General features: G+C 60.4%; 23 protein-coding genes, 1 tRNA gene and 1 rRNA gene. 6 read left to right on the top strand and 19 right to left on the bottom strand.

Annotated features, from left to right (window positions below):
- Nucleotides 1-136, bottom strand: a 16S ribosomal RNA gene (locus VE009_RS01150); the annotation flags it as partial.
- 381 nt (nucleotides 137-517) lie between these two features.
- A tRNA-Ala gene (locus VE009_RS01155) sits at nucleotides 518-590 on the bottom strand.
- 214 nt (nucleotides 591-804) lie between these two features.
- Here VE009_RS01155 and VE009_RS01160 point away from each other — a divergent pair.
- Nucleotides 805-3,642, top strand: a complete 2,838-nt coding sequence (locus VE009_RS01160) for a PAS domain S-box protein (protein ID WP_325005550.1) — start codon at nucleotides 805-807, stop codon at nucleotides 3,640-3,642.
- A 42-nt stretch (nucleotides 3,643-3,684) separates the two neighbouring features.
- Here VE009_RS01160 and VE009_RS01165 read toward each other — a convergent pair whose 3' ends face one another.
- Together VE009_RS01165 and nrdR are read right to left on the bottom strand one after the other, a co-directional pair.
- Nucleotides 3,685-4,107, bottom strand: a complete 423-nt coding sequence (locus tag VE009_RS01165) for a hypothetical protein (protein ID WP_325005551.1) — start codon at nucleotides 4,105-4,107, stop codon at nucleotides 3,685-3,687.
- 58 nt (nucleotides 4,108-4,165) lie between these two features.
- Nucleotides 4,166-4,624 (bottom strand): transcriptional regulator NrdR, encoded by a 459-nt coding sequence (gene nrdR / locus VE009_RS01170; RefSeq protein WP_325005552.1) that lies wholly within the window; start codon nucleotides 4,622-4,624, stop codon nucleotides 4,166-4,168.
- Between the two features lie 115 nt (nucleotides 4,625-4,739).
- On the opposite strand from nrdR, the gene VE009_RS01175 reads away from it, so the two are divergent.
- Complete coding sequence (locus VE009_RS01175; RefSeq protein ID WP_325005553.1) at nucleotides 4,740-4,961, top strand: alpha/beta-type small acid-soluble spore protein; 222 nt, start codon at nucleotides 4,740-4,742, stop codon at nucleotides 4,959-4,961.
- 71 nt (nucleotides 4,962-5,032) lie between these two features.
- Here VE009_RS01175 and VE009_RS01180 read toward each other — a convergent pair whose 3' ends face one another.
- From VE009_RS01180 to polA, 5 genes are all read right to left on the bottom strand, one after another.
- Nucleotides 5,033-5,638, bottom strand: coding sequence for a lytic transglycosylase domain-containing protein (locus VE009_RS01180; protein ID WP_325005554.1), 606 nt, complete (start codon nucleotides 5,636-5,638; stop codon nucleotides 5,033-5,035).
- Complete coding sequence (gene coaE / locus VE009_RS01185; RefSeq protein WP_325005555.1) at nucleotides 5,638-6,240, bottom strand: dephospho-CoA kinase; 603 nt, start codon at nucleotides 6,238-6,240, stop codon at nucleotides 5,638-5,640. Before coaE ends, VE009_RS01180 begins: the two co-directional genes overlap by 1 nt.
- A gap of 14 nt (nucleotides 6,241-6,254) precedes the next feature.
- Nucleotides 6,255-6,941: a sporulation membrane protein YtaF gene (ytaF, locus tag VE009_RS01190; RefSeq protein ID WP_325005556.1), complete on the bottom strand. Its 687-nt coding sequence runs from the start codon at nucleotides 6,939-6,941 to the stop codon at nucleotides 6,255-6,257.
- A gap of 62 nt (nucleotides 6,942-7,003) precedes the next feature.
- Nucleotides 7,004-7,855, bottom strand: a complete 852-nt coding sequence (mutM, locus tag VE009_RS01195; protein WP_325005557.1) for a DNA-formamidopyrimidine glycosylase — start codon at nucleotides 7,853-7,855, stop codon at nucleotides 7,004-7,006.
- A 50-nt stretch (nucleotides 7,856-7,905) separates the two neighbouring features.
- Nucleotides 7,906-10,554, bottom strand: coding sequence for a DNA polymerase I (gene polA, locus VE009_RS01200; RefSeq protein WP_325005558.1), 2,649 nt, complete (start codon nucleotides 10,552-10,554; stop codon nucleotides 7,906-7,908).
- Between the two features lie 94 nt (nucleotides 10,555-10,648).
- Between polA and VE009_RS01205 the strand changes: the two genes are divergently transcribed.
- Nucleotides 10,649-11,428, top strand: a complete 780-nt coding sequence (locus VE009_RS01205) for an HAD family hydrolase (protein WP_325005559.1) — start codon at nucleotides 10,649-10,651, stop codon at nucleotides 11,426-11,428.
- Here the strand turns inward: VE009_RS01205 and VE009_RS01210 are convergent.
- From VE009_RS01210 to VE009_RS01235, 6 genes are all read right to left on the bottom strand, one after another.
- Nucleotides 11,382-13,637, bottom strand: coding sequence for a bifunctional diguanylate cyclase/phosphodiesterase (locus VE009_RS01210; RefSeq protein ID WP_325005560.1), 2,256 nt, complete (start codon nucleotides 13,635-13,637; stop codon nucleotides 11,382-11,384). The two genes, VE009_RS01205 and VE009_RS01210, sit on opposite strands and share 47 nt — an antisense overlap.
- 21 nt (nucleotides 13,638-13,658) lie before the next feature.
- On the bottom strand, nucleotides 13,659-14,321 hold the full coding sequence (gene phoU / locus VE009_RS01215; protein ID WP_325005561.1) for a phosphate signaling complex protein PhoU: 663 nt from the start codon (nucleotides 14,319-14,321) through the stop codon (nucleotides 13,659-13,661).
- 46 nt (nucleotides 14,322-14,367) lie between these two features.
- Nucleotides 14,368-15,126 carry a phosphate ABC transporter ATP-binding protein PstB gene (pstB, locus tag VE009_RS01220; RefSeq protein ID WP_325005562.1) on the bottom strand — a complete coding sequence of 253 codons (759 nt, stop codon included), beginning with the start codon at nucleotides 15,124-15,126 and terminating at the stop codon, nucleotides 14,368-14,370.
- A gap of 57 nt (nucleotides 15,127-15,183) precedes the next feature.
- On the bottom strand, nucleotides 15,184-16,053 hold the full coding sequence (gene pstA, locus VE009_RS01225; RefSeq protein WP_325005563.1) for a phosphate ABC transporter permease PstA: 870 nt from the start codon (nucleotides 16,051-16,053) through the stop codon (nucleotides 15,184-15,186).
- On the bottom strand, nucleotides 16,053-16,970 hold the full coding sequence (pstC, locus tag VE009_RS01230) for a phosphate ABC transporter permease subunit PstC (RefSeq protein ID WP_325005564.1): 918 nt from the start codon (nucleotides 16,968-16,970) through the stop codon (nucleotides 16,053-16,055). The genes pstA and pstC overlap by 1 nt, the downstream gene beginning before the upstream one ends.
- Before the next feature lie 136 nt (nucleotides 16,971-17,106).
- Nucleotides 17,107-18,132, bottom strand: coding sequence for a PstS family phosphate ABC transporter substrate-binding protein (locus VE009_RS01235; protein ID WP_325005565.1), 1,026 nt, complete (start codon nucleotides 18,130-18,132; stop codon nucleotides 17,107-17,109).
- A 294-nt stretch (nucleotides 18,133-18,426) separates the two neighbouring features.
- Between VE009_RS01235 and VE009_RS01240 the strand changes: the two genes are divergently transcribed.
- Both VE009_RS01240 and VE009_RS01245 read left to right on the top strand, forming a co-directional pair.
- On the top strand, nucleotides 18,427-20,166 hold the full coding sequence (locus tag VE009_RS01240; protein ID WP_325005566.1) for a methyl-accepting chemotaxis protein: 1,740 nt from the start codon (nucleotides 18,427-18,429) through the stop codon (nucleotides 20,164-20,166).
- 134 nt (nucleotides 20,167-20,300) lie between these two features.
- Nucleotides 20,301-20,684 carry a WGxxGxxG family protein gene (locus VE009_RS01245; RefSeq protein WP_325005567.1) on the top strand — a complete coding sequence of 128 codons (384 nt, stop codon included), beginning with the start codon at nucleotides 20,301-20,303 and terminating at the stop codon, nucleotides 20,682-20,684.
- 58 nt (nucleotides 20,685-20,742) lie between these two features.
- Here VE009_RS01245 and VE009_RS01250 read toward each other — a convergent pair whose 3' ends face one another.
- The 3 genes from VE009_RS01250 to VE009_RS01260 all read right to left on the bottom strand — a co-directional run bounded on the left by VE009_RS01250 (nucleotide 20,743) and on the right by VE009_RS01260 (nucleotide 23,666).
- Entirely contained in the window at nucleotides 20,743-22,089 is a 1,347-nt protein-coding gene (locus VE009_RS01250) for a TrkH family potassium uptake protein (protein WP_325005568.1), read from the bottom strand.
- Nucleotides 22,090-22,098: 9 nt separating this feature from the next.
- Entirely contained in the window at nucleotides 22,099-22,761 is a 663-nt protein-coding gene (locus tag VE009_RS01255; RefSeq protein ID WP_325005569.1) for a TrkA family potassium uptake protein, read from the bottom strand.
- Nucleotides 22,762-22,862: 101 nt separating this feature from the next.
- Nucleotides 22,863-23,666 carry a DUF6062 family protein gene (locus VE009_RS01260; RefSeq protein WP_325005570.1) on the bottom strand — a complete coding sequence of 268 codons (804 nt, stop codon included), beginning with the start codon at nucleotides 23,664-23,666 and terminating at the stop codon, nucleotides 22,863-22,865.
- Nucleotides 23,667-23,781: 115 nt separating this feature from the next.
- Here VE009_RS01260 and VE009_RS01265 point away from each other — a divergent pair, with 115 nt between their 5' ends.
- A complete protein-coding gene (locus VE009_RS01265; protein ID WP_325005571.1) occupies nucleotides 23,782-24,588 on the top strand; it encodes a cell wall hydrolase in 807 nt (268 codons plus the stop codon).
- Between the two features lie 240 nt (nucleotides 24,589-24,828).
- On the opposite strand, the gene VE009_RS01270 is transcribed toward VE009_RS01265, so the two are convergent.
- Nucleotides 24,829-26,262 (bottom strand): MATE family efflux transporter, encoded by a 1,434-nt coding sequence (locus tag VE009_RS01270; RefSeq protein WP_325005572.1) that lies wholly within the window; start codon nucleotides 26,260-26,262, stop codon nucleotides 24,829-24,831.
- Nucleotides 26,263-26,299 lie beyond the last annotated feature (37 nt).

The following is a 26,299-nucleotide window of genomic DNA, read 5'->3' on the forward strand; positions in this document are numbered from 1 at the left end:
TCTTGCAGGCAGGTTGCCTACGTGTTACTCACCCGTCCGCCGCTAACCTTATCCCGAAGGATAAGATCCGCTCGACTTGCATGTATTAGGCACGCCGCCAGCGTTCGTCCTGAGCCAGGATCAAACTCTCCAAAAAGGGTAGTTCAACTGAACTCATTCAACCTGGTCTTACTTTTGTCCTCGATGCCGGCTAAAGCATCGAAGACGCGTATATCGCTCATGTTCGGTTTTCAAGGAGCAAGCTTGTCTTGCTTGTCCGACTCGCTCTCGCGGCCGGAAGACTAGATTAACACAAGGTCATTCGTAAGATCAACCTCTAATTTTTCCCAACCGTCTGTTTCTTATGCTTAAATGGCCGGATGACTAATATACCCGAATGAGGCAGCACAAACAAGTGGAAATGCATACCTGATCAAACCCATCATTCTGATGGTGCTGTTAAATATGCAACACCCGCATAAAAGGCGAAAACTCCCTGCAGGACAAGGAGTTTTCGCCTTTATTTGTTTGTTCATTATGGACTCTAGGGGGATCGAACCCCTGACCTCATCGCTGCCAGCGATGCGCTCTCCCAGCTGAGCTAAGAGCCCGTATTTACTCCCTCAGAACCATCATCCTTCGGAGCAAGCAAGATCGATTATACAACAACTCCACAGCCTATTGCAATAAAAATTTCATCAGCGGATTCAACCCGCCGCGTCGAATGATTTCCCCCATTGTTGGCAATCCTTCCCCCAAAGAGGGGAAGCAAGCCCCGCTCCGGTCGTAACGAGCACGACCGAGGCATTGAAAGGACGACGACGAATGTCGAAGCAGTCGGAACAAGCGTTTATGCGGAACGCGCCATTGTTTTATCGTATTTTCCAAAGCATGCACGATATCGCCTTTCTCATGAAAGCGGAGCGCAGGGAAGGAAAGCTTAACTTTCGCTACGAGTTTCTGAACGAAGCCGCCTCCCGCCACACATCGCTGACCGAAGCGGATTACGGAAAGACGATCGAAGAGGTGTATCCGAACGAATTCGGCGCTTTTCTCCAAGAGCAGTACGAGAAGGCTTGCAGCACCATGCAACCCGTCGAATTCGATATGGACCCGGAAGCGGCGGGATTTGAAAGCGTCTCTACGCTTCATCCGATTGCGGACGAGGAGGGACAATGCACTCACGTCTTCTGCTTGGTCCGGGACGTGAGCCGCAGTAAAATAGCAGAAGCCGAACTCGACAACCAGCGCCGGATGCTGGACGCCGTAATCCAAGGCACCGCGGACGCCCTGCTCATTGGGGATGCGCACGGACGAATCCTCCTGTCGAATCGCGCGTTCCAAGACATGTTCGGCATGAGCGACGAGGAGATGGCCGGCCGAACTCCCGCGGAATTCGGAATGATCCCTCCCGGGGCGGAAGGAGAAGCGGTTGCGATCATCGAATCGCTTCGCCGGGGCGAACGATTCATCAGCAGAGAGGTACAGCGAAGACGAAAGGACGGGACCGTTCTCATCGCAGAAGCGACCTACTCTTCCATTCTCGACGAACAGGGCGCCGTTAAATACATGTCCGTCTCCTACCGGGACATTACGCAGCGGAAAGCGATGGAAAGGGAACTAGAGATCAGCCGCCAGCGGTACGAGTCTTTGTTCGCCCATCATCCCGACGCCGTCTTTACGCTGGATTCGGAAGGGAAATTTTTAAGCGCAAACGAAAGCGTCAAGAAGGTGACCGGGTATCCCGTCGAGCAGCTGCTGCATCAGTCGTTCCTCCCGCTCGTCCAACCGGAATACACCGCCGAGACGCTGGCAAGGTTCTATATGTCCCTCCAAAATGAGCCTCAATCCTACAAATCGGCCATCCGGCACAAAGACGGACGATGGGTGGATCTCGCTGTACAGAACATCCCGATTGTCGTCGACGGCGACATCGTCGGCATTTACGGCATCGCGAAGGATGTCACCGACGAGAAGGCGCGGCAGGAAGCGCTTCGCGACGCGAAGGAACAGCTGGAAACGTTCTGGAACAATACGACCGAAGCGATTTTCCTAGTCAGCGTGGATGGTACTATCGTCAAAGTCAACAAAGCGTTCGAGAAGCTGTTCGGCTACACGGAGGTCGAAGTTACGGGATTGAAACCCGAGTATACGATCATCCCCGATTTCTTAAAACATGATACCCTTTCGATCTCCGCTCGGCTTTTGCAGGGTCAATCGATCATAAATCATGAGACGCAACGGATTACGCGGGACGGTCGCATCCTGAACATTCTCGCCTCTTACACGCCCGTTCAAGACGGGAACGGGCAAGTCAACGGAGCTACGGTGTTCTATAGAGACATTACGGACCGGAAGCTCGCGGAGGAGGAAATTCGTCGAAGCGAGGAGAAATATCGCCTGATCGCCGAAAACATGACGGATTTGATTGCCATCTTAGAACCGGATTTGCGAGTAACCTACGCATCGCCTTCATACCTCAAGGTGCTTGGCATCAATCCGACATTCTACGAAGAGAACAAAGCCGGAACCCTGATCGACGAAGGCGATCGTCCGAAAGTCATGGCCAAATTTAAGGAGCTGTTGGAGAGCAAGCAGCCGATCGTCGTCGAATATTTATTTAAACGAAGGAATGCCGAAGGGCAGCCGCTGTACGTAGAAACAAGGGGGACGCCCATCCTCGACGACCGGGGGAACGTATCGAAGGTGCTGGTTGTTTCGCGGGACATCAGTAAGCGGAAGCAGTATGAAGAGGCGCTGAAGGAGAGCGAGCAGCGGTTCCGGGTCATCGCGGAGCATACGCTGGACGTCATCAAGCTCGCGGACCGCAACGGGATCCATACGTACGCCTCCCCGTCCCACCTGTCCGCGTTCGGCTGGGAACCCGAGCATTATGCGGGGAAGTCGATTTTCCACGATACCCATCCCGAGGATATGGCCCGGCTGCAGCAAGCGTTCGCCCAGCTCGCCTTAGGCAAGGAGACCCGCAGCATCGAACTGCGCAAGCTGACGTCGAACGGCGATTGGGTATGGATGGAGTCGTCGATGACGCCGGTGCTGGACGAAAAGAACGACATCAAACATATCGTGATCGTCTCGCGCAACGTGACCGACCGGAAACGCTACGAAGAGCAAATTACGTATTTGGCTTACCACGATTCGTTGACGGGGCTGCCGAACCGAAGGTTGTTTCTGGACCGGCTGGACCAGGCCATCAAGACGAGCAAACGCAGCGGCGAATCGTTCGCGGTGATGATGCTCGACTGCGACCGGTTCAAAACGGTCAACGACCAAATGGGCCACGACGTCGGGGACGAGCTGATCAAAGGGTTCGCCGCGCGCCTGCAGGACTGCGTCCGGGAAAGCGACACGCTCTCCGCCACGCATACGGTGTCTCGCCTTGGCGGAGACGAGTTCATCCTGCTGCTCCGGAACCTGCGTGAAGTCCGCAGCGCCGAGCTGGTCGCCGCGCGCATCCTCGACTCCATCCGGAAGCCTTGGACAATCGGAGATTACGTCTTCCACGCCACGACGAGCATCGGGATCGTTGTTTGCCCTTCGACCGCGAATTGCGAGACGAAGGACTTGATGAAACAGGCGGACTTAGCGTTATACGAGGCGAAAGCGGCCGGCCGCAACACGTATAAGATCAATGTAATATGAAACAAAATGCAAAGAAGCCCCCCGGCAAGGGCGGGCTTCCCATTATATTCGGAACAGGTCCGACTCTTCCATCCCGAGCAGCTCCGCGGCGCGTTTGCGCACCTCGGGCTTCGGCAGCGAGCCGGCAAATAAATAACGCTCCACCATTCGCAGCGAGACGCCCAAGGCGCCGGCGAAGGCGGGAAACCGAATGCCGCGCGAGACGAGAGCGTCATAGAGCGCGCGGTTTTTGACCTGCCACGCTCTCCGTTTGCGTTCGACCGGGTAAGACCATCCCGGGATCGCCGTCATCGGCGCGGCGCAATGCCGGCATTCGCCGACGCGGTCCGCTCTGCGCTGCGTTTTCCAGCCGCAGGCTTCGCATTTGACATGAATTCGTCTCGCGGCGGCCGGAACGACGGACGCCGCGTCCGGGCGATCGGAATCGTATAAAACCCTAGCGGCCGCATCTTGTTGTCGTTTCATACGTAACCCCCCGCGTTTGAACGGAAGCGACATCGGCGGATCGGAACGGCGGCGCCGCTCAATTCGACTTGTTGAGCAGCGTGGACAGTTCCTTCATAAACATGTCGATGTCTTTGAATTGGCGATAAACGGAAGCGAACCGAACGTAGGCGATTTCGTCCACGTGGTACAGGCGCTGCATAACGGACTCGCCGATATCCCGGCTTTCGATTTCGGTGCTTGCCGTTTGGCGCAGCTCGCGCTCCACCTCGTCGGCGATGCGGTCCAAGTGTTCTACCGACACCGGCCGCTTCTCGCAGGCGCGAATGAGGCCGCGCAGCAGCTTCTCGCGGCTGAATTCTTCTCGGCTGCCGTCCTTCTTGACGACGATGAGCGGGGCCGTCTCCACCGTCTCGAACGTCGTAAACCGGCGCGCGCATTTCTCGCATTCCCGGCGCCGGCGTATCGATTTATTATCGTTCACCGGGCGGGAATCCAACACTTTGGTTCCGTCATGATCGCAGTACGGGCATTTCATCTCGCCACGCTCCTTCCCGAGTCGCCTTCCTTCAAACCTTTTACCATACAATACCTGATTTGATTTAGAAGCAAGCGCACATAATACTATCACCAACGACGAGGAGGTGAACACAATGGGTACAGGTTCCAGCAGCACGAACGACTTGGTAGTTCCTCAAGCTAACCAAGCTTTGGAACAACTCAAGTTTGAAGTAGCTCAAGAGCTGGGCATTCAAATTCCGAATGACGGCTACTATGGTCACATGGCTACTCGCGACACGGGCGCGATCGGGGGTCACATCACTCGCCGCCTGGTGCAAATCGCCGAGCAGCAACTGGCTGGTCAATTCAAGTAATTATCAGTAAGGTCGGAAGGTTGCGCGACGGTAAGTCGCGCAGCCTTTTCGACGATTGACGAGACAATAGGCTATGAACCGAGCTCGGGATACGTTTCGGCATACTTTTGATAATAATAGTGAACTCGATGTACATAATGCCTCGTCTCGCCGAACGGAATTTGTCCGATATCGGCGAAGGTGCCGCTCCAAGCGCCTTCGGCCAGCCAACGCTCGACGTTGCCCGGCCCAGCGTTGTAAGCCGCGGCGATGCGCGCGATTTCGTCGCTTTTCGCCGTGCCTGCGGGCACGAATTGAAGTCGGAGCGAGCGAATGTACCACGTGCCGAACCGGATGTTCGCGTCCGCCTCGTCCAGCCGGTCGAGCGCCTCTTCGTCGCCTTCCTGCTTCGCGATCCACTCGGCCGTCGGCGGCATGAGCTGCATCAAGCCGATCGCCCCTTTGGGGGACCGCTTGTCCAGCCGATAATTGCTTTCCACCCGTATGATGGAGGCGATCAAATACGGATCGACCTTATACGCCTCCGCGTGCTTGACGATATCCGCCTCGAAGCGAATCGGATACATCAGCTTCCCGAGCAGCCCCCGATCGAAATACAGCACCGACAGCACGAGCAGCAGCAGCAAGGCGTACACTCGCTTTTTCCGGAACGCCGGCCGCTTCGCGATTTCCGCCATTAGAGGCAACCTTTCCGCCGCAGGTACGCATCGACCTGGGCTTCGGTTTGTTCCAGCGTGCCGCTGTTGTCGATGACGACGTCCGCGAGTTCCTTCTTCCGCTCGATCGGCATTTGCGCGTCGAGCCGCTGCTCCGCGGCTTCGGTCGTCAAGCCGTCGCGTTTCATCAGCCTCTCCAGCTGTACCTCGCGCGGCACGTACACGACGACGATTTCCTCGAAATTAAACCGCTTGTCCAGCCCGGATTCGTACAGCAGCGGGATGTCGACGACGACGAGCCGGCCGGGCTCGCGTTCGTTCCATTCCGCCATCTGTCTCGCCATCTCCGCGCGGATGCGCGGATGGAGGATCGACTCGAGCTTGCGCCTCGCCGCCTCGTCCCCGAAGACGACGGCGCCCAGCGCTTTCCGATTCAGCGTCCCGTCCTCAAGCAGCACCTCGTCGCCGAACGCCTCGCGGATGTCTGCAAGCGCCGGCTGCCCGGGCTGGACGACGTCCCGGGCGATCCGGTCCGCGTCCACGATCGCGGCGCCGCGCGCTTCCAGCATGCCGGAGACGGTCGATTTGCCGCAGGCGATGCCGCCCGTTAACCCGACATTCAATCGAAATGTCCCCTCTACAACAATTTTAGAATGCCCATCACGATCAAGATGCACCCCGGCAGCAGCGTCAGCTTCTCGATCCAGCGCAGCCCGGCGAACAGAAAGCCGAGCCTCACGCCGCCGGCGATGCACAGGCCGCTCGCCGCGCCGATCAAGAGCGACGTGGCGACCGGCGGAAATCCGATGAGCGCCGCGCCGATCCCGGCGCCGAGGCTGTCGAGCGACAGCGCCAGCCCGAGCAGCACCGCTTCCGAAGCGGAGATGACGCCCGACCGGTCCACGTCCGCCATGGACGGCGTCCGCCATATGCGGATGATCAACCCGAGCTGCCGAATTTCCCACTGCAGGAGCGTCTTCTCCTCGGCCGCGGGAACCGTCTCCGCGGACGAACTCGCCTCATCCTCCAGCTCCGCCGATTCGGCTTCGCGCCGCGACGTCAGGCGCATCTGCGCAATCGCCCATACGCCGATCCCGATTAAAATCGAGGCGCCGATCCACTGCGCCGCCCGTTCGGGCAGCAGTTCGACGAACAGGCCGCCGAACGACATCGAACCGAACAACACGAACGCGGAGCATAGCGACACGATCCCTACGGACAGGAACGGGATGCGAATTTTTCGGATTCCGTACATCATGCCGGCGCTCAAACCGTCCAGACTGACGGCAAGCGCCAGCGCCAGCATCGACCACAAGGCCACCACGACATATCCCTCCCGAAGGCATCCGCCTAAGCTGGATACCTCCACTATATGGAGGGACGAGTTTACTTGTGCTTCCTGCGCTTCGCCTTAAGCGGCTGGCAGGCGGGACAAATATGCGTGCCGCGGCCGCCGACGACGAATTTGACGATTTCCCCGCCGCATGCCGCGCACGGTTCGCCCTCGCGCCCGTACGCCTTCAGCGCGAATTGATAGGAGCCTTGTTCTCCTTGGCCGTTCACGTACGATTTCACGGACGATCCGCCCGCCTCGACCGCCGCCCGCAGCGTGCTCCGGATCGCTTCGTACAAGCGGCCGAGCTCCGCGCGGCTCAGCGCGTCGGCGTTCCGCTCCGGGTGAATGCCCGCCGCGTGAAGGGCCTCGTCGACGTAAATGTTGCCGAGGCCGACCACGCATTCTTGATTGAGCAGCAGCGGCTTGATCTTCGTCTTCCGCCCGGCGACCGCCGCGCGGAAGGCGGCCTCGGTGAACGCGTCCTCGAGCGGCTCGAGACCGAGCTTCGCGAGCGGGCCTTCGCGTTCCTCTTCGCCGGGTTTATATAAATCCATCGTGCCGAATTGGCGCACGTCCCGGTACCGCAGCTCGGTGCCGTCCGTAAAATGGAACACGACATGCGTATGCGGCTCCAGCTCGTCCCCTTCGCGGTACAAGCCGTAGCGCCCTTCCATCCGCAGATGCGAAAGCAGCACAAGCTGCTCCAAATCGAATTTCAAAAATTTCCCCCGCCGCTGCACGGCGCGGATCGTCAGACCTTCGAGCGCGCGGGCGAACGCCTCTGGCTCGGCCGGGCGCCGCACGATGCGCGCGAGGCGCACGTCCACGCGGCGAATCGTCTTGCCCGCCGCGAGCCGCTCCAGCGTCCTGCGCACGGTTTCTACCTCCGGGAGCTCCGGCATCGTTCTATCACCTCAACTCCCGATTATACCGCAAGTCGCCGGAATATTGACTACTTCGCGTCGTGCCAATTGCTGCCGACGGCGAGGTCCACTTTCAGCGGCACGTCGAGCGAGAGCGCGTTCTCCATCGTCTCCCGGACCATGACGCGCATCGTCTCGAGCTCCTCCGGCGGCACCTCGAATACCAATTCGTCGTGCACCTGAAGCAGCATGCGGCTGCGCACGCCCGCCTCGCGCATTTTCGCGTCGAGCTGCACCATGGCGAGCTTGATGATGTCCGCCGCGGTGCCTTGGATCGGCGTGTTCATCGCGGTCCGCTCCGCGAAGGAGCGCAGGTTGAAATTCGACGAGTGAATTTCGGGCAAATACCGTCTCCGGTTGAGCAGCGTCGTCACGTAGCCGTCTTTGCGAGCCTGCTTCTTAATGTCCTCCATGAACCGTTTGACGCCGCTGAACACCTCCAAATATTGCTCGATGAAGGCGTTCGCTTCGTTCCGGTTGATGTTGAGGTTTTGGGACAAGCCCCAATCGCTGATGCCGTAGACGATGCCGAAGTTGACGGCCTTCGCCTGCCGGCGCATGTTCGAATCCACCGCGTCGGCGGAGACGCCGAAGACGTCCATCGCCGTCTTCGTATGGATGTCCATATCGTTCTGGAACGCTTCCTTCATCCGCTCGTCGCCGGAAATATGGGCGAGCACGCGAAGCTCGATCTGCGAGTAGTCGGCGGCGAGAATGCTCCAGCCCGGCTCGGACGGCACGAACATTTTGCGCAGCTTCCGGCCTTCCTCGGTTCGGATCGGGATGTTCTGCAAATTCGGGAACTGGCTGCTGAGCCGGCCCGTCGCCGCGATCGTCTGCCGGTAATACGTATGAATTTTGCCCGTTTCCGCCCGCACCTCTTTCTGCAGCCCCTCGACGTACGTCGACTGCAGCTTGGACAGCGTCCGGTAATGGAGCAAATTGCTCACGATATCGTGGTACGGCGCCAGCTTCTCCAGCACTTCGGCGTCGGTCGAATAACCCGTCTTCGTCTTCTTGACGGGAGGCAGCCCCAGCTTCTCGAACAAAATTTCGCCGAGCTGCTTCGGGGAGTTCAGGTTGAACGGCTCGCCCGCCTGCTCGTAAATCGTCGCGACGATTGTTTCGAGCGTTTCCGTCAGCTCGGCGCCGTACCGCTGCAGCTCCTCGACGTCTACCTTGACGCCGCGGCGCTCCATCCGGGCGAGCACGAACGACAGCGGCAGCTCGAGTTCGAACAGCAGCTTCTCCATCTCGTTCTCGGCCAGCTTCGCCCGCATCTTGTCGGCCAGCTCCGCGGCCGCCCGCGCTTTCCGCGCCAAATGCTCCGCCAGCGCCTCGACGGCCGGGAGCTTGAATTTCGCGCCCTTGCCGAACACGTCGTCGTCGGACGGGAGGCCCGCAACGCCGTATTTGGCCGCGATGTCGCTCAGCGCGTGGCTCGATTCCGTCGGGTCGAGCAAATACGCGGCGAGGATCGTGTCGAACGCGACGCCGCGCAGCTCGATGCCGCGCCAGCCGAGCGCGAGCTCCGCCTTATGCGCGTCGTGCATCGTCTTCGCCGCGCTCTCGTCGGCCAGCCACGCCCGCAGCGGGGCGGCCGCTTCGCTCGCGAGGAACGCCGCCGGCGCATAGAACGCGCGATCATCGTCCGCGTAGAACGCCGCGCCGACCACTTCGGCGAGGTGCGGGTTTTCGCCCGCGGCTTCGACGTGGACCCCGACGACGTCCGGCAGCGCCGAAATCAGCGCCGACGCGTTATGCTCGTCGACGATCGCGACGGTGACGGCCGCCGCTTCCGCCGCCGGCTCCGCGCCGCCGCCGATGGCGAGCCGCTCGAGCAGCGATTTGAACTCGAGCTTCTGGAACATCGTCCGCGTGCCCGCCGGATCGAAGCCGCCGAACGACAGCTCGTCCCACTGAATGTCGATCGGCACCTCTCGGTAAATCGTAGCGATCTCCTTGCTCATCCGGGCGCTGTCGGCGTGCTCTCGAATCGTTTCCTTCATCTTGCCCTTCAGCTCTTCGATGTGCTCCAACACGCCTTCGACCGAGCCGAACTGATGCAGCAGCTTGAGCGCCGTTTTCTCGCCGACGCCCGGGACGCCCGGGATGTTGTCGCTCGCGTCGCCCATGAGCCCTTTCAGGTCGATGATCTGCTGAGGGGTCAACTGGTATTTCTCCTTGATCGCTTCCGGATCGTACGTTTCCGTTTCGCTGATCCCTTTGCGCGTGAGCGCGATCCGCACGCGCTCGGAGGCCAGCTGCAGCATGTCCTTGTCGCCGGAGACGACGACCGTCTCCACGCCTTCCTGCTCCGCCCGCTTCGTGAGCGTGCCGATAATGTCGTCCGCCTCGTAGCCTTCGATTTCGAACTGCTGCACGTTCATCGCGCGCAGCAGCTCCTTGAGCAGCGGGAACTGCTCCGACAGCTCGGACGGCGTCTTCGACCGACCGCCCTTGTAGTCGCCGTATTCCTCGTGGCGGAACGTCCGCTTGCCGGCGTCGAACGCGACGAGCACGTGCGTCGGCTTCTCTTCTTCGATCATGCGCAGCAGCATGGTAGTAAAGCCGTATACTGCGTTCGTATGCTGCCCGGCTCCGTTCGTTAGCGGAGGCAGCGCATAAAACGCGCGATTAATGATGCTGTTTCCGTCGATTAACAGGCACTTCGCCAATAGAAAACACCTCAATGTTTTCGAAACTGATTTCATCATAGCATAGCGGTTCGGCGGATGCATAATGTTAGAACAAGATGAGGAGGGGATGCGAATGGCGGGCGGGCGCAAGGGCGCGCAGGCGCGGTCCGACGAGGCGGTATGCTTCGATTTGAGCGATACGATCATCGAGTGGGAAGGCGCCTACGAAGCGGCGCTGCGAGTCACGCTTAAGGAGTGGGTCGGGCGGTGGAGCGACAGCGAGGCGGCCGCGGCCGCGATCGGAGACGCGATCCGGCGCTATCGGCGCGCCCGGCGCGCGGGCAAGCGCCGCGCCGACGCCGTCCGCGACGCCGCGGCAGCGATGCCGATCGACGGGGACGAGAGGACGATGCTGTTCATCGTACGGCAGTGCCGCCGGCTGCAGACGGAGCGAGCCGGCTTCGTCGATGGCGCGGAGGAGACGATGCGGCGGCTGGCCGCCCGCTATCGCCTTGCGATCGTGACGAATTTGCCCGCGGAAGACGCCGCGGCGATCTTCAGCCGTCTGCGGCTGCACCGGTTCGTGCCGGAGTCGCGGCTGTTCGCCGCAGCGACGGACGGCGGCGCGCGCAAGCCGGATCCGCGGCTGTTCCGCCGCATCGCGGAGAAGCTCGAGGTGCCGCCGCAGCGCTGCGTCATGGTAGGGGATTCGTTCCGGCACGACGTCGAAGGCGCGCTGCGGGCCGGCTGGAAGGCGGTATGGATTCGGCGAAAGGCGGGAAGCGCCCCGCTCCGCCGCGGGCCGAGCCGCTCCCTAAGCTTCGTGCCGAGCCGCAGCCCGAACCGCATCCGCACCGCGTCGTCGCTTACGGCGCTGCCGCGGCTGCTTCGGACGCTGCTGGCTGCGGAATGACGGCGATCGCGATCGCGCTGCCGGCCTTCTCCTTCGCCCGCTTCTTGCTGGCCGCCGCCGCTTGGGAAATCGCGTCGCCCGACACGCGCGTCGGATCCTGGACGCGCACGATGGCGACCGACACGCTGAGCCCGTCGGTTTCGTGCTTGTTGCCGTACCGGTCTTCGACGAGCGTCAGCTTCAGCTGGCCTTCGTAGAACGAGTCGATGCCCGCGGCGAACCGCCGGACCATCTCTTCGGCGAACGTCTCCGGCTCGGAGACGGCCGTCAGCACGATGAAATCGTCTCCGCCGATATGCCCGACGAAATCGTTCGGATGACCGCATACCGCCACCGCCTGGCGGATGACGTCGGCCGTAAACTGAATCGCCTCGTCGCCGCGCTGGAAGCCGAACTGATCGTTAAACCACTTGAAATAATCGAGATCGATGTACAGCACGGAGAAGCCCGTCGCTTCCATGATGCGCCGCTGCAGTTCCCGCCGGATTTGCACGTTCCCAGGCAAACCGGTGAGCGGATTGGCGACGCGCGCGTGCTCCATGCGGATCGTGGTCATTTGCTCCAGGATGTCCCGCACGCTCGCCGCTCCGGCCAGCTCCCCCCGGTCCGTGACGATGACCAGATCGTACAGTTTGTCCGTTTCCCGCAGCATGGCGAGCGACGACACCGTCTCGAGCGGCGTGGACGCCTCTACGGTCAGCGCACGCTCGTCGGCGATGACCGTGACCGGCTTATTCCAAAACAGCGAGATGCCGTACTGCACCGCCAGCTTCCTGAACAGCTCGTCCCGCATCAGCAGGCCGACCGGACGCTTGTCGTCCACGACGACCGCGCCGAACTGTTCGGGATGGTCGCGGAAATACATCGCGGCCGAGGATACTGCGGCCGTCGAGGCGAACGTCTTCACCGGCGCGGCGATGTCGCCGATCGTGCGCAGGCCGCCCGATCCCGACAGCCTGCGGCTGACGGACAAAATCGTCTCCGCCGCCTCCGGCGTAACGGGCAGCAGCTTCGGCTGCGGACGCCCCAAGTAATAGCCCTGAGCGTAATGGACCCCGAGGCGGATCAGCTTGTCCAGCTCCTCCGCATGCTCGATGCCTTCGGCGATCACTTTGATGTTCATCCGTTTGGCGAAGGCGATGAACGTCTCCATGATATATTCCTTCACCTTGTCCTGATGAATGCCTTGGACGAGCGAACGGTCGACTTTGATGTAATCGGGTTGGATTTCGGCGATCGCCTGCAGCGAGGAATACCCGGCGCCCGCGTCGTCGATGGCAATCCGGTAGCCTTGACTGCGGTAATGATCGATCACGCGCTTGACGGTCGAGAAGTCCTCGATCGAGCTGCGTTCCGTAATTTCGAACACGACGTTCCGCGGCGACAGCCCGCGCTGCGCGAGCAGTGCCATCGTCTGGCCCGGCGAAAAATCGGGATCGTGGAAGATGTGGGCGGGGATGTTGAGGAAGATGCGTTGATGACGTTCTAATCCGTCGCAGCCCAAAATCGCGCGTTCGCGCGTCATTTTGTCCAGCGCATACAGCATGTCCGCCCGCTCCGCGAGCTGAAACAGCTGCAGCGGCGAACGCAGAGGGGACGACTCGGGCCCGCGCGTCAGCGCTTCGTACCCGAAGACGGCTCCGCCGTCCAGCGCCACGATCGGCTGGTAGACGGAAGTGATGCGCCGTCCCTCCAAAATCGAATAGAACTCTTGCAAATGGGACGCGTGACCGCCATTCCTCGACCGTTCCTTGGCATGGCGAATCGCCTGCTTCATGGCTGTGTAAATGACGGTCTCGAGCTCCCGCTCTTCCGATTCCCGAAGCAGGGAACAGCCGAAAGCGAGTTCGAGCGCGGCGTCGCCGGGCAGCGTACCGCGGAGCAGGGCGGTCAGCCGCTCATGCAGCTCCTCCGCCCTCCGCTCGAGCGCCTGATACGCCATGTCCGGCGGCGCGTCGCCCAGGAACACATAAAGAAACAAGTCGTCGCCGACCGTCTTCTGACCGAAGACGTCCGAGAACGTTGCCCGGAGCTCGTCGATCGCCGTTCGGGCGGACAGCAGCCGCTGTTCAGCGTACGGTCGGCCGTATTTCGTCTCGATCCTTTCTAGGTTGACGATGTCCAAATATATGAGTCCGACGGCTCCCTGCGCGAGACGCGACGAGATTTTCTGCAGCAGCCGGACCTGCAAGGACGTAAGGTGGATCAAGGCGAACACCCCTATACGCGATTACTGGTTCAAATCCGGCCGCTTGCCCATCACGAGATAAACGACGCTTTCCCCGATGTTGGTCGCGTGGTCGGCCATGCGTTCCAAGTATCGGCTGACGAAGCACAACAAAATCGATTGGTTGACCGTTTTCGGATTTTCGACCATGAACACGAACAGTTCGCGCAAAATTTGGCTGTGGAGGTGATCCACCTCGTCGTCCATGCCCGCCATTTTATACGCCAGGTCGACGTTTTCTTCCGTGTAGGCCTTCAAGCTGTCCGCCGTCATTTGCTGCACGAGGCCCGCCATGCGCGGAATGTCGATCAGCGGCTTCACGAGCGGCTCGCCGTTGATGCGGCGAACGACTTTCGCGATGTCGACGGCGAGATCGCCCATCCGCTCCAAATCGCTAGCCATCCGGAACGAGACGAGAATGCGGCGCAAGTCCTTAGCCACAGGCTGTTGAAGCGCGATCAAATTCGTTCCCATCTCGATGATTTTCTCTTCCGCATCGTTCAACTCCGGGTCTTTCCGGATGACCTCTTCCGCCAGCTCCAGATTGTTGTCGCGCAGTGCCGCGACCGAATCCATAATAGCTTGCTCGACTTTTCCGCCCATTTCGATCAAAGCTTGACGCAGCTCTTGCAAGGAAGCGTCAAATTGTTGCCGGTGTAAGGCCATCTGTGAAGAACCCCTTTACTATGTAATAATCTCTCGGAGTGTTGAATCAGCCGAAGCGGCCGCTGATGTAATCTTCCGTACGCTGATCTCGCGGATTCGAGAACAGTTTGACAGTTTCGTTGAATTCTACGACTTCCCCGTTCAAGAAGAACGCCGTGTCGTTGGAGACGCGCGCCGCTTGTTGCATGTTATGCGTTACGATAATGATCGTATACCTATCTTTCAATTCTTGGATCAATTCTTCGATTTTGAGCGTCGAGATCGGGTCAAGCGCCGACGTCGGTTCGTCCATCAGCAAAATTTCCGGATTGACCGCCAGCGCCCGCGCGATGCAAAGACGCTGCTGCTGGCCGCCCGACAAGCCGTACGCGCTCTTCTTCAGGTTGCCCTTCACTTCTTCCCACAGCGCCGCGCCGCGAAGGCTCTTCTCGACGATATCGTCCAGTTCGGATTTCTTCGTCGTGCCGTGGATGCGAGGACCGTACGCGATATTGTCGTAAATCGATTTCGGGAACGGGTTCGGCTGCTGGAATACCATGCCGATCTTTTTTCGCAGCAGTTCGACGTTGACCGAAGGATCGTAGATATCCGTGCCGTCGATGACGATGTTGCCCGTGATCCGGACCCCTTTGATCATGTCGTTCATGCGGTTCAGCGTGCGTAGGAGGGTCGACTTTCCGCACCCGGACGGACCGATGAACGCGGTGACGGACTTTTCTTTAATTTGCATGCCGACTGATTTCAACGCATGAAAATTCGTATAGTACAAATTCAAATCCGAAATGTCTACGACCGTGCTGGACATTCGTATTCCTCCTAATATTCAGGGCGTCCCGGACGCCCGTCAGCTTGTTCGTTACGTTCACGTTCTCTTCTGGAACTTGTTCCGCAAAATGATGGCCAGCGCGTTCATGCCCAGCAAGATGATGAGCAATACGATAATGGCAGCGGCGGAAATGTTTTGGAACTCGGCCTTCGGTTGGCTCGCCCACGTATAAATTTGAATCGGGAGCACCGTAAACTGCGACATGAGCGAGTCCGGCGGCCGGATGATAAAGGCGGCGGCGCCGACGACGATGAGCGGAGCCGTCTCCCCGATCGCGCGGGACAGCGACAAAATCGAACCCGTCAGAATGCCCGGCATGGACGACGGCAGCACCACGCGCATGATCGTCTGCCAACGGTTCGCGCCGAGCGCGAACGACGCCTGGCGGAGGCTGCCAGGGACCGCTTTGATCGCTTCCTGCGAAGCCACGATAATGATCGGGAGCACGAGCAGCGTCATCGTCAGTGCGCCCGATAAAATACTTTGGTCAAACGCGAACGTACGAACGAAAATCGTCAAGCCCAAAATCCCGTACACGATGGAAGGCACGCCCGCCAGGTTGGAAATGTTCGTCTGGATCAGTCGGGACATCCGCGTGTCCTTCGCGTATTCCTCCAAATAAATCGCCGTCGCCACGCCGATGATGAACGTGAGCGGGGCCGTAATCGCCATCATCCACAGCGTGCCGAGGAGCGCCGTGTATATGCCCGCGCGCTCCGGCCTGCGGGACGAGTTGCTGGTCAGGAAATCCCAATCCAGCCAGCCGAGACCTTGCGACAGTACTTGATATAAAAGCATGACAAGCGCCAGCACCCCGATCAACGTGGAGGAGAGGAACAAGCCGTGGAAAACGGCATTCATCCGCTTTCGGTTCGCGATGCGGACTTCTTGCTTGGTCCGAGCCATCAATATTCCTCCCTAAACTTTCTCGAAATGTAGCCTGCCAGAATATTCATTGCCAATGTGATGATAAACAGCACGAAGCCTACCGAATACATCGTCAAATATTGCGCGCTTCCGAAGGTGGTGTCGCCGCTTGCGACCGATACGATATACGCCGTCAGCGTCTGCACGCTTTGGAGCGGATTTACGCTCATGCTCGGCAGAGCTCCGGCGGCCAGCGTCACGATCATCGTTTCGCCGACGGCGCGCGACAATCCCAATACGAACGAAGCGACGATGCCCGAGAACGCCGCCGGAACGACAACCTTCACGGCTACCTCCAGCTTCGTCGAACCGAGCGCGTACGCGGCGTTCCGCAAACTTGCCGGCACGGCGCTCATCGCGTCTTCGCTTAAGGAAGAAATCATCGGAATGATCATGATGCCGACCACGATGCCCGCGCTGAGCGCGTTGAACACCTGGGTTTCCGGCAGAATGGTTCGGATGATCGGCGTTACGAACGTCAGCGCAAAAAAACCGTATACGATGGTCGGGATGCCCGCCAAAATTTCCAATACCGGCTTCAACACGGCGCGGACGCCGTCTGGCGCGTATTCGCTCAAATAGATCGCGCTGCCGAGCCCGAGCGGCAACGCTACGATGCTGGCAATGATGGTAATGACCATCGTGCCGACGACGAGCGGCAGGACGCCGTAATGGGGATCCGCGAACAACGGAGTCCATTTCGTTCCTGTGAAAAACTCGAGCGGAGGCACCTGTTTAAAGAATCGGAACGATTCTTCCAATAAGACGAATACGATGCCGACGGTGGTCAGCACCGATATCGCCGCAAAGAGCAGCAGCACTTTGGGCATGATGACGTCGGAGGAAAGCAAGCTCTTCCTGCCGGTAATCTCGGTTCTCTTGCTTGGGTTATCCATATCCAGCTCCCGTTTCAAAAAGGTGTTATAAGTCGATAACCGTGACGATTCACATTTCCATGAATCGCCACGGTTGATCAACCTCAAACATTATAGCAAATTTTGTCGAACCTCGCAGTGCTTTTGACGGGAACTTTTATTGCGGAAGAGCACTGAGGTTTTTGTCGTACAGATCTTGGCCGAGACGGACGTAACCGACTTCTTCCGAGAGCGTTTGGCCGCCTTCTTCGCTCATGTAGAACTTGATGAACTCTTGCACTTCCGGACGCTCAAGCGCGCTCTTCAGCGGGTAGATGTAGATCATGCGGGACAGCGGCTTGTAGGAACCGTTGCCGATCGTTTCGATCGAAGGCGCGACTGCCGGCGCGTCAGCCGTCTCTTTAATCGCTACGGCTTTCAGCTTGTCTGCGTTCTCTTCGTAGTATGCATAACCGAAGTAGCCGAGTGCATACTTGTCGCCGGATACGCCTTGTACCAGAACGTTGTCGTCTTCAGACGGCGTGTAGTCTTCGCGGGATACTTTCGCTTCGCCGTTGATCGCTTCCGTGAAGTATTCGAACGTACCGGACGCCGTGCCAGGGCCGAACAGCGTAATCGGTTGATCCGGCCATTCCGGACGGACTTCGTTCCACTTCTTAATCGTGCTGTCTTTTTGCCAAATTTTCTGCAGTTCTTCGACCGTCATTTCCGTTGCCCAGTCGTTTTCCGGGTGGATGACGACCGTGATGCCGTCGTAAGCGACCGGCATTTCGACGACGTCGTCGCCCTTCGCTTGAATTTCGGCTACTTCTTTATCCTTGATCAAACGGGATGCGTTCGCGATGTCCGCTTCGCCGTTGATGATCGCTTTGATACCGTTGGAGGATCCGGACAGACCGACCGTTACGTTCACGCCTTCGTGCATAGCCATGAATTCTTCAGCGACCGCTTCAGAAATCGGGTATACCGTGGAGGAACCTTCGAGCTTGATATCGCCGGTCAGATTTGCGCCGGTTTCTTCAGCGGGCGTTGCTTCCGTCGGGGTTTCCGTCGTTGCTCCTTGAGTCGCATCTTGAGCCGGTTCGTCTCCGCCAGCGTTCCCGCCGCCGCATGCTGCCACCACGATCATCAAGACGACCGAGACGAGCAGCAAAGATCCTTTGCGCAACCATTCTTTCGACACTTCAGACCACTCCTTGAAATAAATTTCGTTTTCTACTTGCTGAAACCAATGGTACGCCCCCAGTGTTAACGTTGTTCCGGGGTTTTGTAAAACTTCTGTAAAATCGAATCGTTCCGCGGCCGCGGCCGAACCTGCGTCGACAGCGCCGGCCGCCGCGTCGACACGTTTCGATCCTCTGTTCGAGCGGTTTTGACATTGCGTTTACAATTCGTAAATCTTCTTCTAATAGACGCATGGTAGCATCGGGTTAGGACAAGAGCAGGATATTGCAAGTATTAGGAGGAGTCGCGTCTTATGTACAAAGTCCCGTTTTGGAAATCCCCCCGATTTCAGCTGCGCCTCTCGCTAGCCATGCACGTCACAGTGGGATTCGCCGCAATCCTCCTTATCTTTTCCGCGGCCGCCGTTTTTACTCATCTCCGGCTCGAGCAGCTCGGCCTGAAGGACGAACAGCGCCGGGCGCTGTCGGAGCGCCAGCAGGTCGCAGCTGAATTGAAGACGGTCGTGCAGCGAATGGACGCCACGGCCGCCGGTTATCTGCTGTCGGGCAAGCCGGAACTCGCCGAGCAGTATCATGCGTCGGTGCCCGAGCTCGAACGGTTGATCGAAGCGGTCGGCGCCTCGGCGGAGACGCGGGACCAGCGCAACTGGCGGGCGCGCCTCGCCGCGGTGTCGAAGGAGTTCGTCGGCAATTTCGAACGGTCGGAAGCGTTCATGGCGGACGCGTCGATCGACGCGCAGCGGAAGCATTCGATGGGCGTAGCGGCTTACAACGCCTCGCAGATTCATAAAGAAACGATTTTTCAGCTCGTCGATTCGTTCAATGCCGAATTTTCGGCCGCGGACGCGGCGGCGCGGGAGCAATTCGCGGAATTGATCCGCGAGACGCGCGGCGTGACGCTCTGGTCGACGGCGGCGGCCGTCGCGCTGGCGATCGCCGTCGCCGCGTTCATCGTCCTTTCGCTCTCCAGAGGGATCTCCGCGCTGAAGCGGGGCATCGAGCGCGTGCGCGGCGGCGACTTGTCGCAGCGCATCGCGTCGAGCAGCCGCGACGAGCTCGGACGGCTCAGCGACAGCTTCGACGCGAGCGTCGCCGCGGTGCGCGGCATGCTCGCGGAGACGAGACGGATCGCCGAATCGCTCCAAGCGCACAGCGGACGGTTCCGCTCGTTCGCGGCGTCGACGAAGGAGATGAACGCGTCGATCGTGCGGGCGATGGAGGAAATCGCGGGCGGCGCGGCCCGCCAAGCGGAGCAGTCGGAAGCGAGCGTCGCCGCGATTCGGGAGCTGGAGGAGCGCATGGACGGCATCCGCTCGTCGGCGGACGTGCTGCTCGCCGCGAGCACCGAGGCCAAAGGGTCGGCGAAAGCGGGGACGGAGACGGTCCAGGCGCTGCAAGCGAGCGCGGAACGGACCGGCGGCGCGCTGCGGACGATGGCGGAGTCGCTGCACCGTCTGGAGGGGCGCTCCAGCGCGATTACGGAAATGACCCACGCGATTCACGATATCTCGAAGCAGACGCATATTTTGGCGCTGAACGCCTCGATCGAGGCGGCTCGCGCCGGCGAGCACGGCAGAGGCTTCTCGGTCATCGCGGAAGAAGTTCGGCAGCTCGCGCTGCAAACGTCGGAGGCGTCGAAGCAAATCGACGACATTCTCGCCTCGCTGCGCGGCGGCGTCAAGGAAGCGGCGGAATCGCTGGCCTCGACGGCGGACAGCTTCACCGAGCAGCGGGACGCGGTGAAAGAGGCCGGCGGCGTCTTCGGCGACATCGTCCGGCGGATCGACGCATTCGACGCGGAAATTCGCCTCATCGGCGATCGGGTGCAGGAAGCGAAGACGAAGCAGGCGGAGCTGTTCGACGCGGTGCACGTCGTCGCGACGGTAGCCCAGCAAGCCGCGGCAGGCGTCGAAGAAACGGTGGCCGCGGCCGCCGAACAGGACGAAGCCGTCGGCCGGGTGGCGCAAGAGGCGCAGGACATCCACGAGCTGTCGGAATCTTTGTTTTCCGAGATTAAAAAATTCAACGTCTGACGCGAAAACGATTCGCTTTTACGAAGCGGTCTTCGCTTTGCTAAAAACCGTCAGCGACGACGCCCGAGTAGAATTCCCCCCGAAAGCAAACAACAATAAGGCAACGATGTCCGACGAAGGAAGGGGGGAACAGCATGAAAAAGACGGTCGGGGCTTTATTGGCGACGGCGGTGCTCGCCTGCGGCATGGCGGTGCCCGCCATGGCGGAAGGCGCGAACGGCACGGCGGCGACGGGCATGGGCACGCGGAGCGACGCCGGCCTGAACGCGACGCCGGGCGGCACGGGATATCGCGGCGTGAGCGCGTCGTCGATGCAGCGAACGAACGGCTACGGCTACGGCGCGAACGGCACGGCGCGCAGCGGCATGGGGGCGAACGGCATGGACGGCTTCCGCGCGAACAACGCGACTCGGGCGAACGCGGCGAACAACGACGACGGCATGGATTGGGGCTGGCTCGGTCTCGCGGGCTTGTTCGGTCTGGCGGGTCTGCGCGGACGGGAAAAAACGACGAAGTAAACGACCAAAGCAAAGGCTGCCCGACGCTTCGGAGGAAGCGCGAGCAGCCTTGTTTTTTTCATCCGATCAATATTTTTTCTTCCGCGTAGCCGATTTTCGTCTCCTTCCGGCGTTGGGCGAGCGCGAACGCGAGCGTCAGCGGACCGAGCCTCCCGAGGAACATCGTCGCCGTAATGATCGCCTTGCCCGCAGGGCTCAGATCCATCGTCGTATTGAGCGACAGACCGACCGTGCAGAACGCGGACGTCGCCTCGAACAGCAGCGCGATGAAGTCCTTCTCCGGCTCGGTAATCGTAAGCAGGAAGGCGACGAACATGACGGCGCCGAGCGAGATGATGATGACCGACAAGGCCCGGAGCACGATGTCGTACGGGATGCGCCGCTCGAAAATGTGCACCTGCTCCCGGCCTCGAATGCTGCTGTACATCGCCACGATGAGGACGATGAACGTCGTCACTTTGATGCCCCCGCCCGTCGAACCGGAGCTGGCCCCGATGAACATGAGGAAAATCAAGAAAAACTGCGTCGCCGTCATCAGGAGCGACAAATCGATCGAATTGAAGCCGGACGAACGCGGCGTGACCGCTTGGAAGAAAGCTACCCACGAGCGCTCCCACCACGTCATCGATTGATACGCCACCGGGTTGAGCAGCTCGAGTCCGAAGACGATCAGGAACCCCGCGGCGACAAGACCGCCGGATGCCATCAGCGAAATTTTGGAATTCAGGGACAGCGTTCGCCATCTCCGTTTCCGGTACAAGTCGACCAACACGGTAAACCCGAGGCCGCCGGACAAAAACAGCACCGTGATCGTCAGCTTCATGACCGGGTCCCCGGCGAAGCGGATCATGTTATCCGGCCACAGGATGAACCCTGCGTTGTTGAAAGCGGAAATCGAATGGAATACGCCGTAGTAAGCCGCCAGCCCAAGGCCGTAATCGGGCATAAGCCGGAGCGTCAGCACGAGGCTGCCGACCGCTTCGAACAGCACCGCGATCAGGAAAATGTTCAGCGACAGCCGCACGAGCCCCTGTACATGAGCCGACTTCGTCGACTCTTGGATGAGCATCCGTTCGCGCAAGCCGAGCCGTTTGCCGAGCAAAATCGCCACGATAACCCCGAACGTCATGAAGCCGAGACCGCCGAGCTGAATGAGCACGAGCAGCACGATTTCGCCGAACATCGAGAACGTCGACGCCGTGTCGACGACCGTCAGCCCCGTCACGCAGACGGCGGACGTCGCCGTGAAGATCGCGTTCAGAAAGCCGATGCTGCGGCCGTTCGCCGACGCCAGGGGCGTAGCGAGCAGCGCCGTGCCGATCAGGATGATGAGGGCGAAACCGATAATCATCCACTGCGGCGGGCTGATATCGATTTTTTTATGATTCGCAATCTGACGAAGCACGCTGCACCTCTAATCCTCGAAACGCTTTTCGAAACGATTGATGTCTTGATTGGAGCCGATGATGACGAGAATGTCCCCGAGCAATATTTTCTCTTCTGCGAGCGGCGACACGATGACGCGGTTGTCCTCGCGGCGGATAGCGACGATGTTGCAGCCGTACCGGGCGCGGATGTTAAGCTGCTTGAGCGTCTGGCCATGCATCTCTTTCGGCGCGAGCACCTCCACGAGACTGAACTCGGGCGACAATTCCAAATAATCGACCAAATTTTTGTTCGTCAGCTGGTGGGCGACCCTCACCCCTGTGTCCCGCTCCGGCTGCACGATATGGTCCGCGCCGATCCGCTCCAGCACCCTGCGGTGATATTCGCTCGTCGCCTTCGCCGTCACGGTCGGTACGCCCAGATCTTTCAGTATTAGTGTGGTCAAAATGCTGGCCTGCAGGTCGTCGCCGATGGACACGATCGCATGGTCCATATTTTGCACGCCGAGCTCCTTGAGAACATTCTCGTCCGTCGTATCCGCTTGGTACACGTAAGGGAGAATAGACGCATATTCCTGCACCTTACGCATGTTCCTGTCGAGGCCCATAACCTCGTACCCGAGGCGCGTCAATTCCTTCGACACCGTCCCCCCGAACCGTCCCAACCCGATCACGACAAACTGCTTCTTCATGTGGCGTCCTCTCTTCCCGAACTTTTGTTAGATATCTATGAAATATATCACAAAAAAACCGGGAAGTAAGCCCTCCCGGCTTCAGAAATCGCCGCAGCTTCTCACGGCTTCACGGTCCAGCCCTTGAGCGCGGCGGCGCTTTGCTTATAACGCGTATCCGTCCCCGGGGCGCCTACGTCAAGCCTCACGGCCCGAATCCACCCGCCCCGATAGGCGCTGCCTTCTTCTTCCGAGCAGCGGACGGCCGCCTTCCGCTCGATGTCCCGCAGCTGCTCGATGTGCTCGTCCAGACGGCTCAGCTGGATGTCGAGCAGCTCCGCCACCGAGGGGCGATCCGCGTGCTCCGCCACGAGCCGGCGCACGTGCGGCGAGCAGAGGACGCCTCGGTTGCGGTACCGCTCGCGGAATTCCTCGTCGCCCTCGAAATAGTCGACGACCGCTTCGACGTACCGCCGCTCGCTCGCCTCCGCCGTCGCGCACACCGGGCACCGCTCTTCGGAGCCGAAGCTGCTGAGATACGCGTGCGTATCCGACGGCGCTTCCCCGCCGGCGACCGTCGCGCGCAGCAGATGGCGGAACCGGTGCAGCGGCATGCCGCCCTGCGGCTCGACGTGCCGCTTGCGCGCCTGCACATACCGCTCCAAATGCTGTTTGTGCGTCTCCAGCAGCGCGCGGTAAAACACCGCCTGCGCCGACGGCTCGCCCGCCTCCTTCACCCGGTACGCGTGCGCGTTGCAGAAGCCTCTCGCCTTCACATATGCGCCGATGAGCTGGCCGTCGGCCGCTCCTTCCCGAAGCATCACTTTGATGCTCCGATCTACCCGCTGCTCGACCAGCGCGCAAACCGGGCAAGCCTCGTGCTGCAGCGCGTCCTTCAAGTCATGATACAGAATATATTTGTCCATAAGGTCCCCCGCATCTTTACGAATGTTGCAGGTAGTGTCCCCATAGGGCGAAATTACCATACCCAAACCGGGCGGATGTCTTTATAATGCCAAGGGTAACGAAAGTTAGGGGGTAATGACCATTCGAGGCATACGGTTACATACCGTCGCATCGCTCGCGCTCGCGGCGTCGCTGTGGACCGGAGCGGCACCCGCCGCATCGGCGCAGCCGCTGCAGGCCGTCTCCATAGACGGCGTTCGCGTATCGACCGCGGCGGTCAACGTAGGCGGCAGCGTGTTCGTTCCCGCCGTGTTTCTTCGCAAGACGGGCGCTTCCGTCCAATGGAGCGCCGCGGATCAAGCCGTCGTCATGACGAAGGGCGATGCCGCGCTGCGGCTGAAATCCGGAGAGCGGGGCGTCTTTCATCGCCCGGAAGGCACGTACGTACCGCTCCGCCACGCCGCTCAAACGCTCGGCATGAGCGTCTCGTACGATGCTGCCACGGCGACGATTTCCCTCGCGTCCGGCGGAGGAAGCGCCGCGGCCGCGGCGCGCGCCGCGCAAGACGAGGATCGGTATTGGCTCGCGCAGCTGACGGAGGCGGAGGCCGGAGGAGAGCCGTACGAGGGCAAAGTCGCCGTCGCGGCGTCCGTGCTGAACCGCGTCGACGATCCGAACTGGCCGAATTCGATTCAAGACGTGATCTTCCACGTCGTCGAGGTCGACGGCGTGAAATACTACCAATATTCGCCTGTATCGGACGGCCGCCTCTACAAGGCGACGCCGAGCGAGGAGACGCTCAAAGCGGTCCAAGCCGCGCTCGACGGCAGCGACCCGACCAACGGAGCCACGGTGTTTTACAATCCGAAGAAAACCGACAACCAATGGGTGAGAAACCGGCCGGTCAGCAAAACGATCGGCGGCCACGTCTTCGCCTATTAATGGACAAGCGGTTGCGACGAAGACCCGCGGGGGGATTCCCCGCGGGTCTTTTCGCGCTTTTTACAAGTATTCCTCTACCTCCGCATTGGCCCTCAGCTCGTCAAGCCACGCCGCGGCTCGTTCGGAACGCTTCCAAGAGGAGCTGATAAAGCGGCTGTCGCTGTTCCTCACCTTGGCGGCCGCGGCGCTGGCGCTCGGACCTGGCCGCGTCCCTCCCGGTCATTCGGCGCACGCTGGCTCTTAGCCTTCGATCGCAGCCGTTCCGGCCGCAGGCGCGGATGCGCGCTCGGCCATCCGGAGCCGCTTGCGCCCTCTCCAACGGAACAGCGACCACACGCCCCGCACAAGCTCGTCGGCGATCATGCACAAGTAGATCGCGGTCAAGCCCCAGCCGAGCCGGACGCCGAACCAGTACGATCCGACGGTCGCGACGAGGGTGAGCGACAACAGAGACGTATACATAATGAAGCGCGTATCGCCGACGGCGTTCAGGGCGTTGCCGAGCGCCATGTTCGTCATTTTCGCCGGCTGCAGCAGCAAGTTGAGGCCGATCAGCCCGACGCCCATGGCGATAATTTCGGGATCGTCCGTGAACAGGCCGAGCGCCCGTTCTCCGACCGCCACGAGCAGCAGCGTGTTCGCCGCCACCAGCGCGAGTCCGACGGCGAGGGCGCGGTACGCGCTTCGATAGGCTTCCTGCATCGCCCCGGCGCCGTATAGATGCGCGATCTGGATTTGCAGCGCGAGCGCGACGGAATAGCCGAGCATGAAGCAAAACGATTCCATTGTGTTGAGATACGTCCGCGCCGCCAGCTCCTTCGCGCCGATCATCGCGATGAACGAAAAAATGAGCAGCTGCGAGACGAACCAGCCGGCCGCGTTCGCGCCGAGCGGCCAGCCGATCTTCAACACCTCGCCGAACAGCCGGCGTCGGAACGTGCCGAGCTCGCGCCAGCGGATGCGCCGCTCGAACGCGTTCGCGAACATGACGAACAACACGATGACGGCGAGCGCCCTCGACAGCGTCGTCGACACGGCCACCCCGGTCAATCCCCAAGCCGGGAAGCCGAACGCGCCGTAAATGAACGCGTAATTCAACGCGACGTGCAGCACGTTCATGCCGATCGCGACGTACATCGGACCGCGCGTATTGCCGGTGCTGCGGATAACGGTGCCGAGCGCGATCGCGGCCGCGCTGAACGCCATCCCGGCGCCGACGATCGAGATATACGGCTCCGCGAGCGGCGCGAGCTCCGGCGGCAGCTGCAGCGCGGAAGCGAGCTGCAGCGGGAAGGCGTACAGCACGATACTAAGCGCCAGCCCGATTGCGGTCGAGACGGTGAACGCCATGATGGCGATGCTGCGGGCTTCGCCTTCTTCGGCGGCGCCGAGCCGCTGGGCGATCAAGATGCCCGCGCCGCTTGAGACGGTAATAAACAGCGTCATCAACGCCTGAAACAGCTGGCTCGAAAACCCGACGACGGCGACGGCGTCGTCCGAGATCGAGCTCACCATCAGCGTGTCCGCCGCCCCGAGCAAAAACTGCAGCAGCAGCTCGATAAATACCGGCCAAGCGAGCGCCCAAAGCGTAAATCTTCGGTCCTTCAGCTTCCTGTCGTCCCCGGCGCTTTCTCCCGCGAGACGGCTCCGTACGGTTCCTCTCTCCCTATCCATTCCCCGTTACCCACCGTTCATTCTGTTGGAAATTTGC

It is taken from the genome of Paenibacillus sp. (assembly GCF_035645195.1).
Lineage (GTDB): Bacteria > Bacillota > Bacilli > Paenibacillales > YIM-B00363 > Paenibacillus_AE.

Bases quoted from the DNA above. Each gene is read 5' to 3' on its own strand.
- VE009_RS01160 (WP_325005550.1), top strand. From the start codon at position 805: ATGTCGAAGCAGTCGGAACAAGCGTTTATGCGGAACGCGCCATTGTTT.
- VE009_RS01165 (WP_325005551.1), bottom strand. From the start codon at position 4,107: ATGAAACGACAACAAGATGCGGCCGCTAGGGTTTTATACGATTCCGAT.
- nrdR (WP_325005552.1), bottom strand. From the start codon at position 4,624: ATGAAATGCCCGTACTGCGATCATGACGGAACCAAAGTGTTGGATTCC.
- VE009_RS01175 (WP_325005553.1), top strand. From the start codon at position 4,740: ATGGGTACAGGTTCCAGCAGCACGAACGACTTGGTAGTTCCTCAAGCT.
- VE009_RS01180 (WP_325005554.1), bottom strand. From the start codon at position 5,638: ATGGCGGAAATCGCGAAGCGGCCGGCGTTCCGGAAAAAGCGAGTGTAC.
- mutM (WP_325005557.1), bottom strand. From the start codon at position 7,855: ATGCCGGAGCTCCCGGAGGTAGAAACCGTGCGCAGGACGCTGGAGCGG.
- VE009_RS01205 (WP_325005559.1), top strand. From the start codon at position 10,649: ATGGCGGGCGGGCGCAAGGGCGCGCAGGCGCGGTCCGACGAGGCGGTA.
- phoU (WP_325005561.1), bottom strand. From the start codon at position 14,321: ATGGCCTTACACCGGCAACAATTTGACGCTTCCTTGCAAGAGCTGCGT.
- pstB (WP_325005562.1), bottom strand. From the start codon at position 15,126: ATGTCCAGCACGGTCGTAGACATTTCGGATTTGAATTTGTACTATACG.
- pstA (WP_325005563.1), bottom strand. From the start codon at position 16,053: ATGGCTCGGACCAAGCAAGAAGTCCGCATCGCGAACCGAAAGCGGATG.
- pstC (WP_325005564.1), bottom strand. From the start codon at position 16,970: ATGGATAACCCAAGCAAGAGAACCGAGATTACCGGCAGGAAGAGCTTG.
- VE009_RS01240 (WP_325005566.1), top strand. From the start codon at position 18,427: ATGTACAAAGTCCCGTTTTGGAAATCCCCCCGATTTCAGCTGCGCCTC.
- VE009_RS01245 (WP_325005567.1), top strand. From the start codon at position 20,301: ATGAAAAAGACGGTCGGGGCTTTATTGGCGACGGCGGTGCTCGCCTGC.
- VE009_RS01255 (WP_325005569.1), bottom strand. From the start codon at position 22,761: ATGAAGAAGCAGTTTGTCGTGATCGGGTTGGGACGGTTCGGGGGGACG.
- VE009_RS01260 (WP_325005570.1), bottom strand. From the start codon at position 23,666: ATGGACAAATATATTCTGTATCATGACTTGAAGGACGCGCTGCAGCAC.
- VE009_RS01265 (WP_325005571.1), top strand. From the start codon at position 23,782: ATGACCATTCGAGGCATACGGTTACATACCGTCGCATCGCTCGCGCTC.
- VE009_RS01270 (WP_325005572.1), bottom strand. From the start codon at position 26,262: ATGGATAGGGAGAGAGGAACCGTACGGAGCCGTCTCGCGGGAGAAAGC.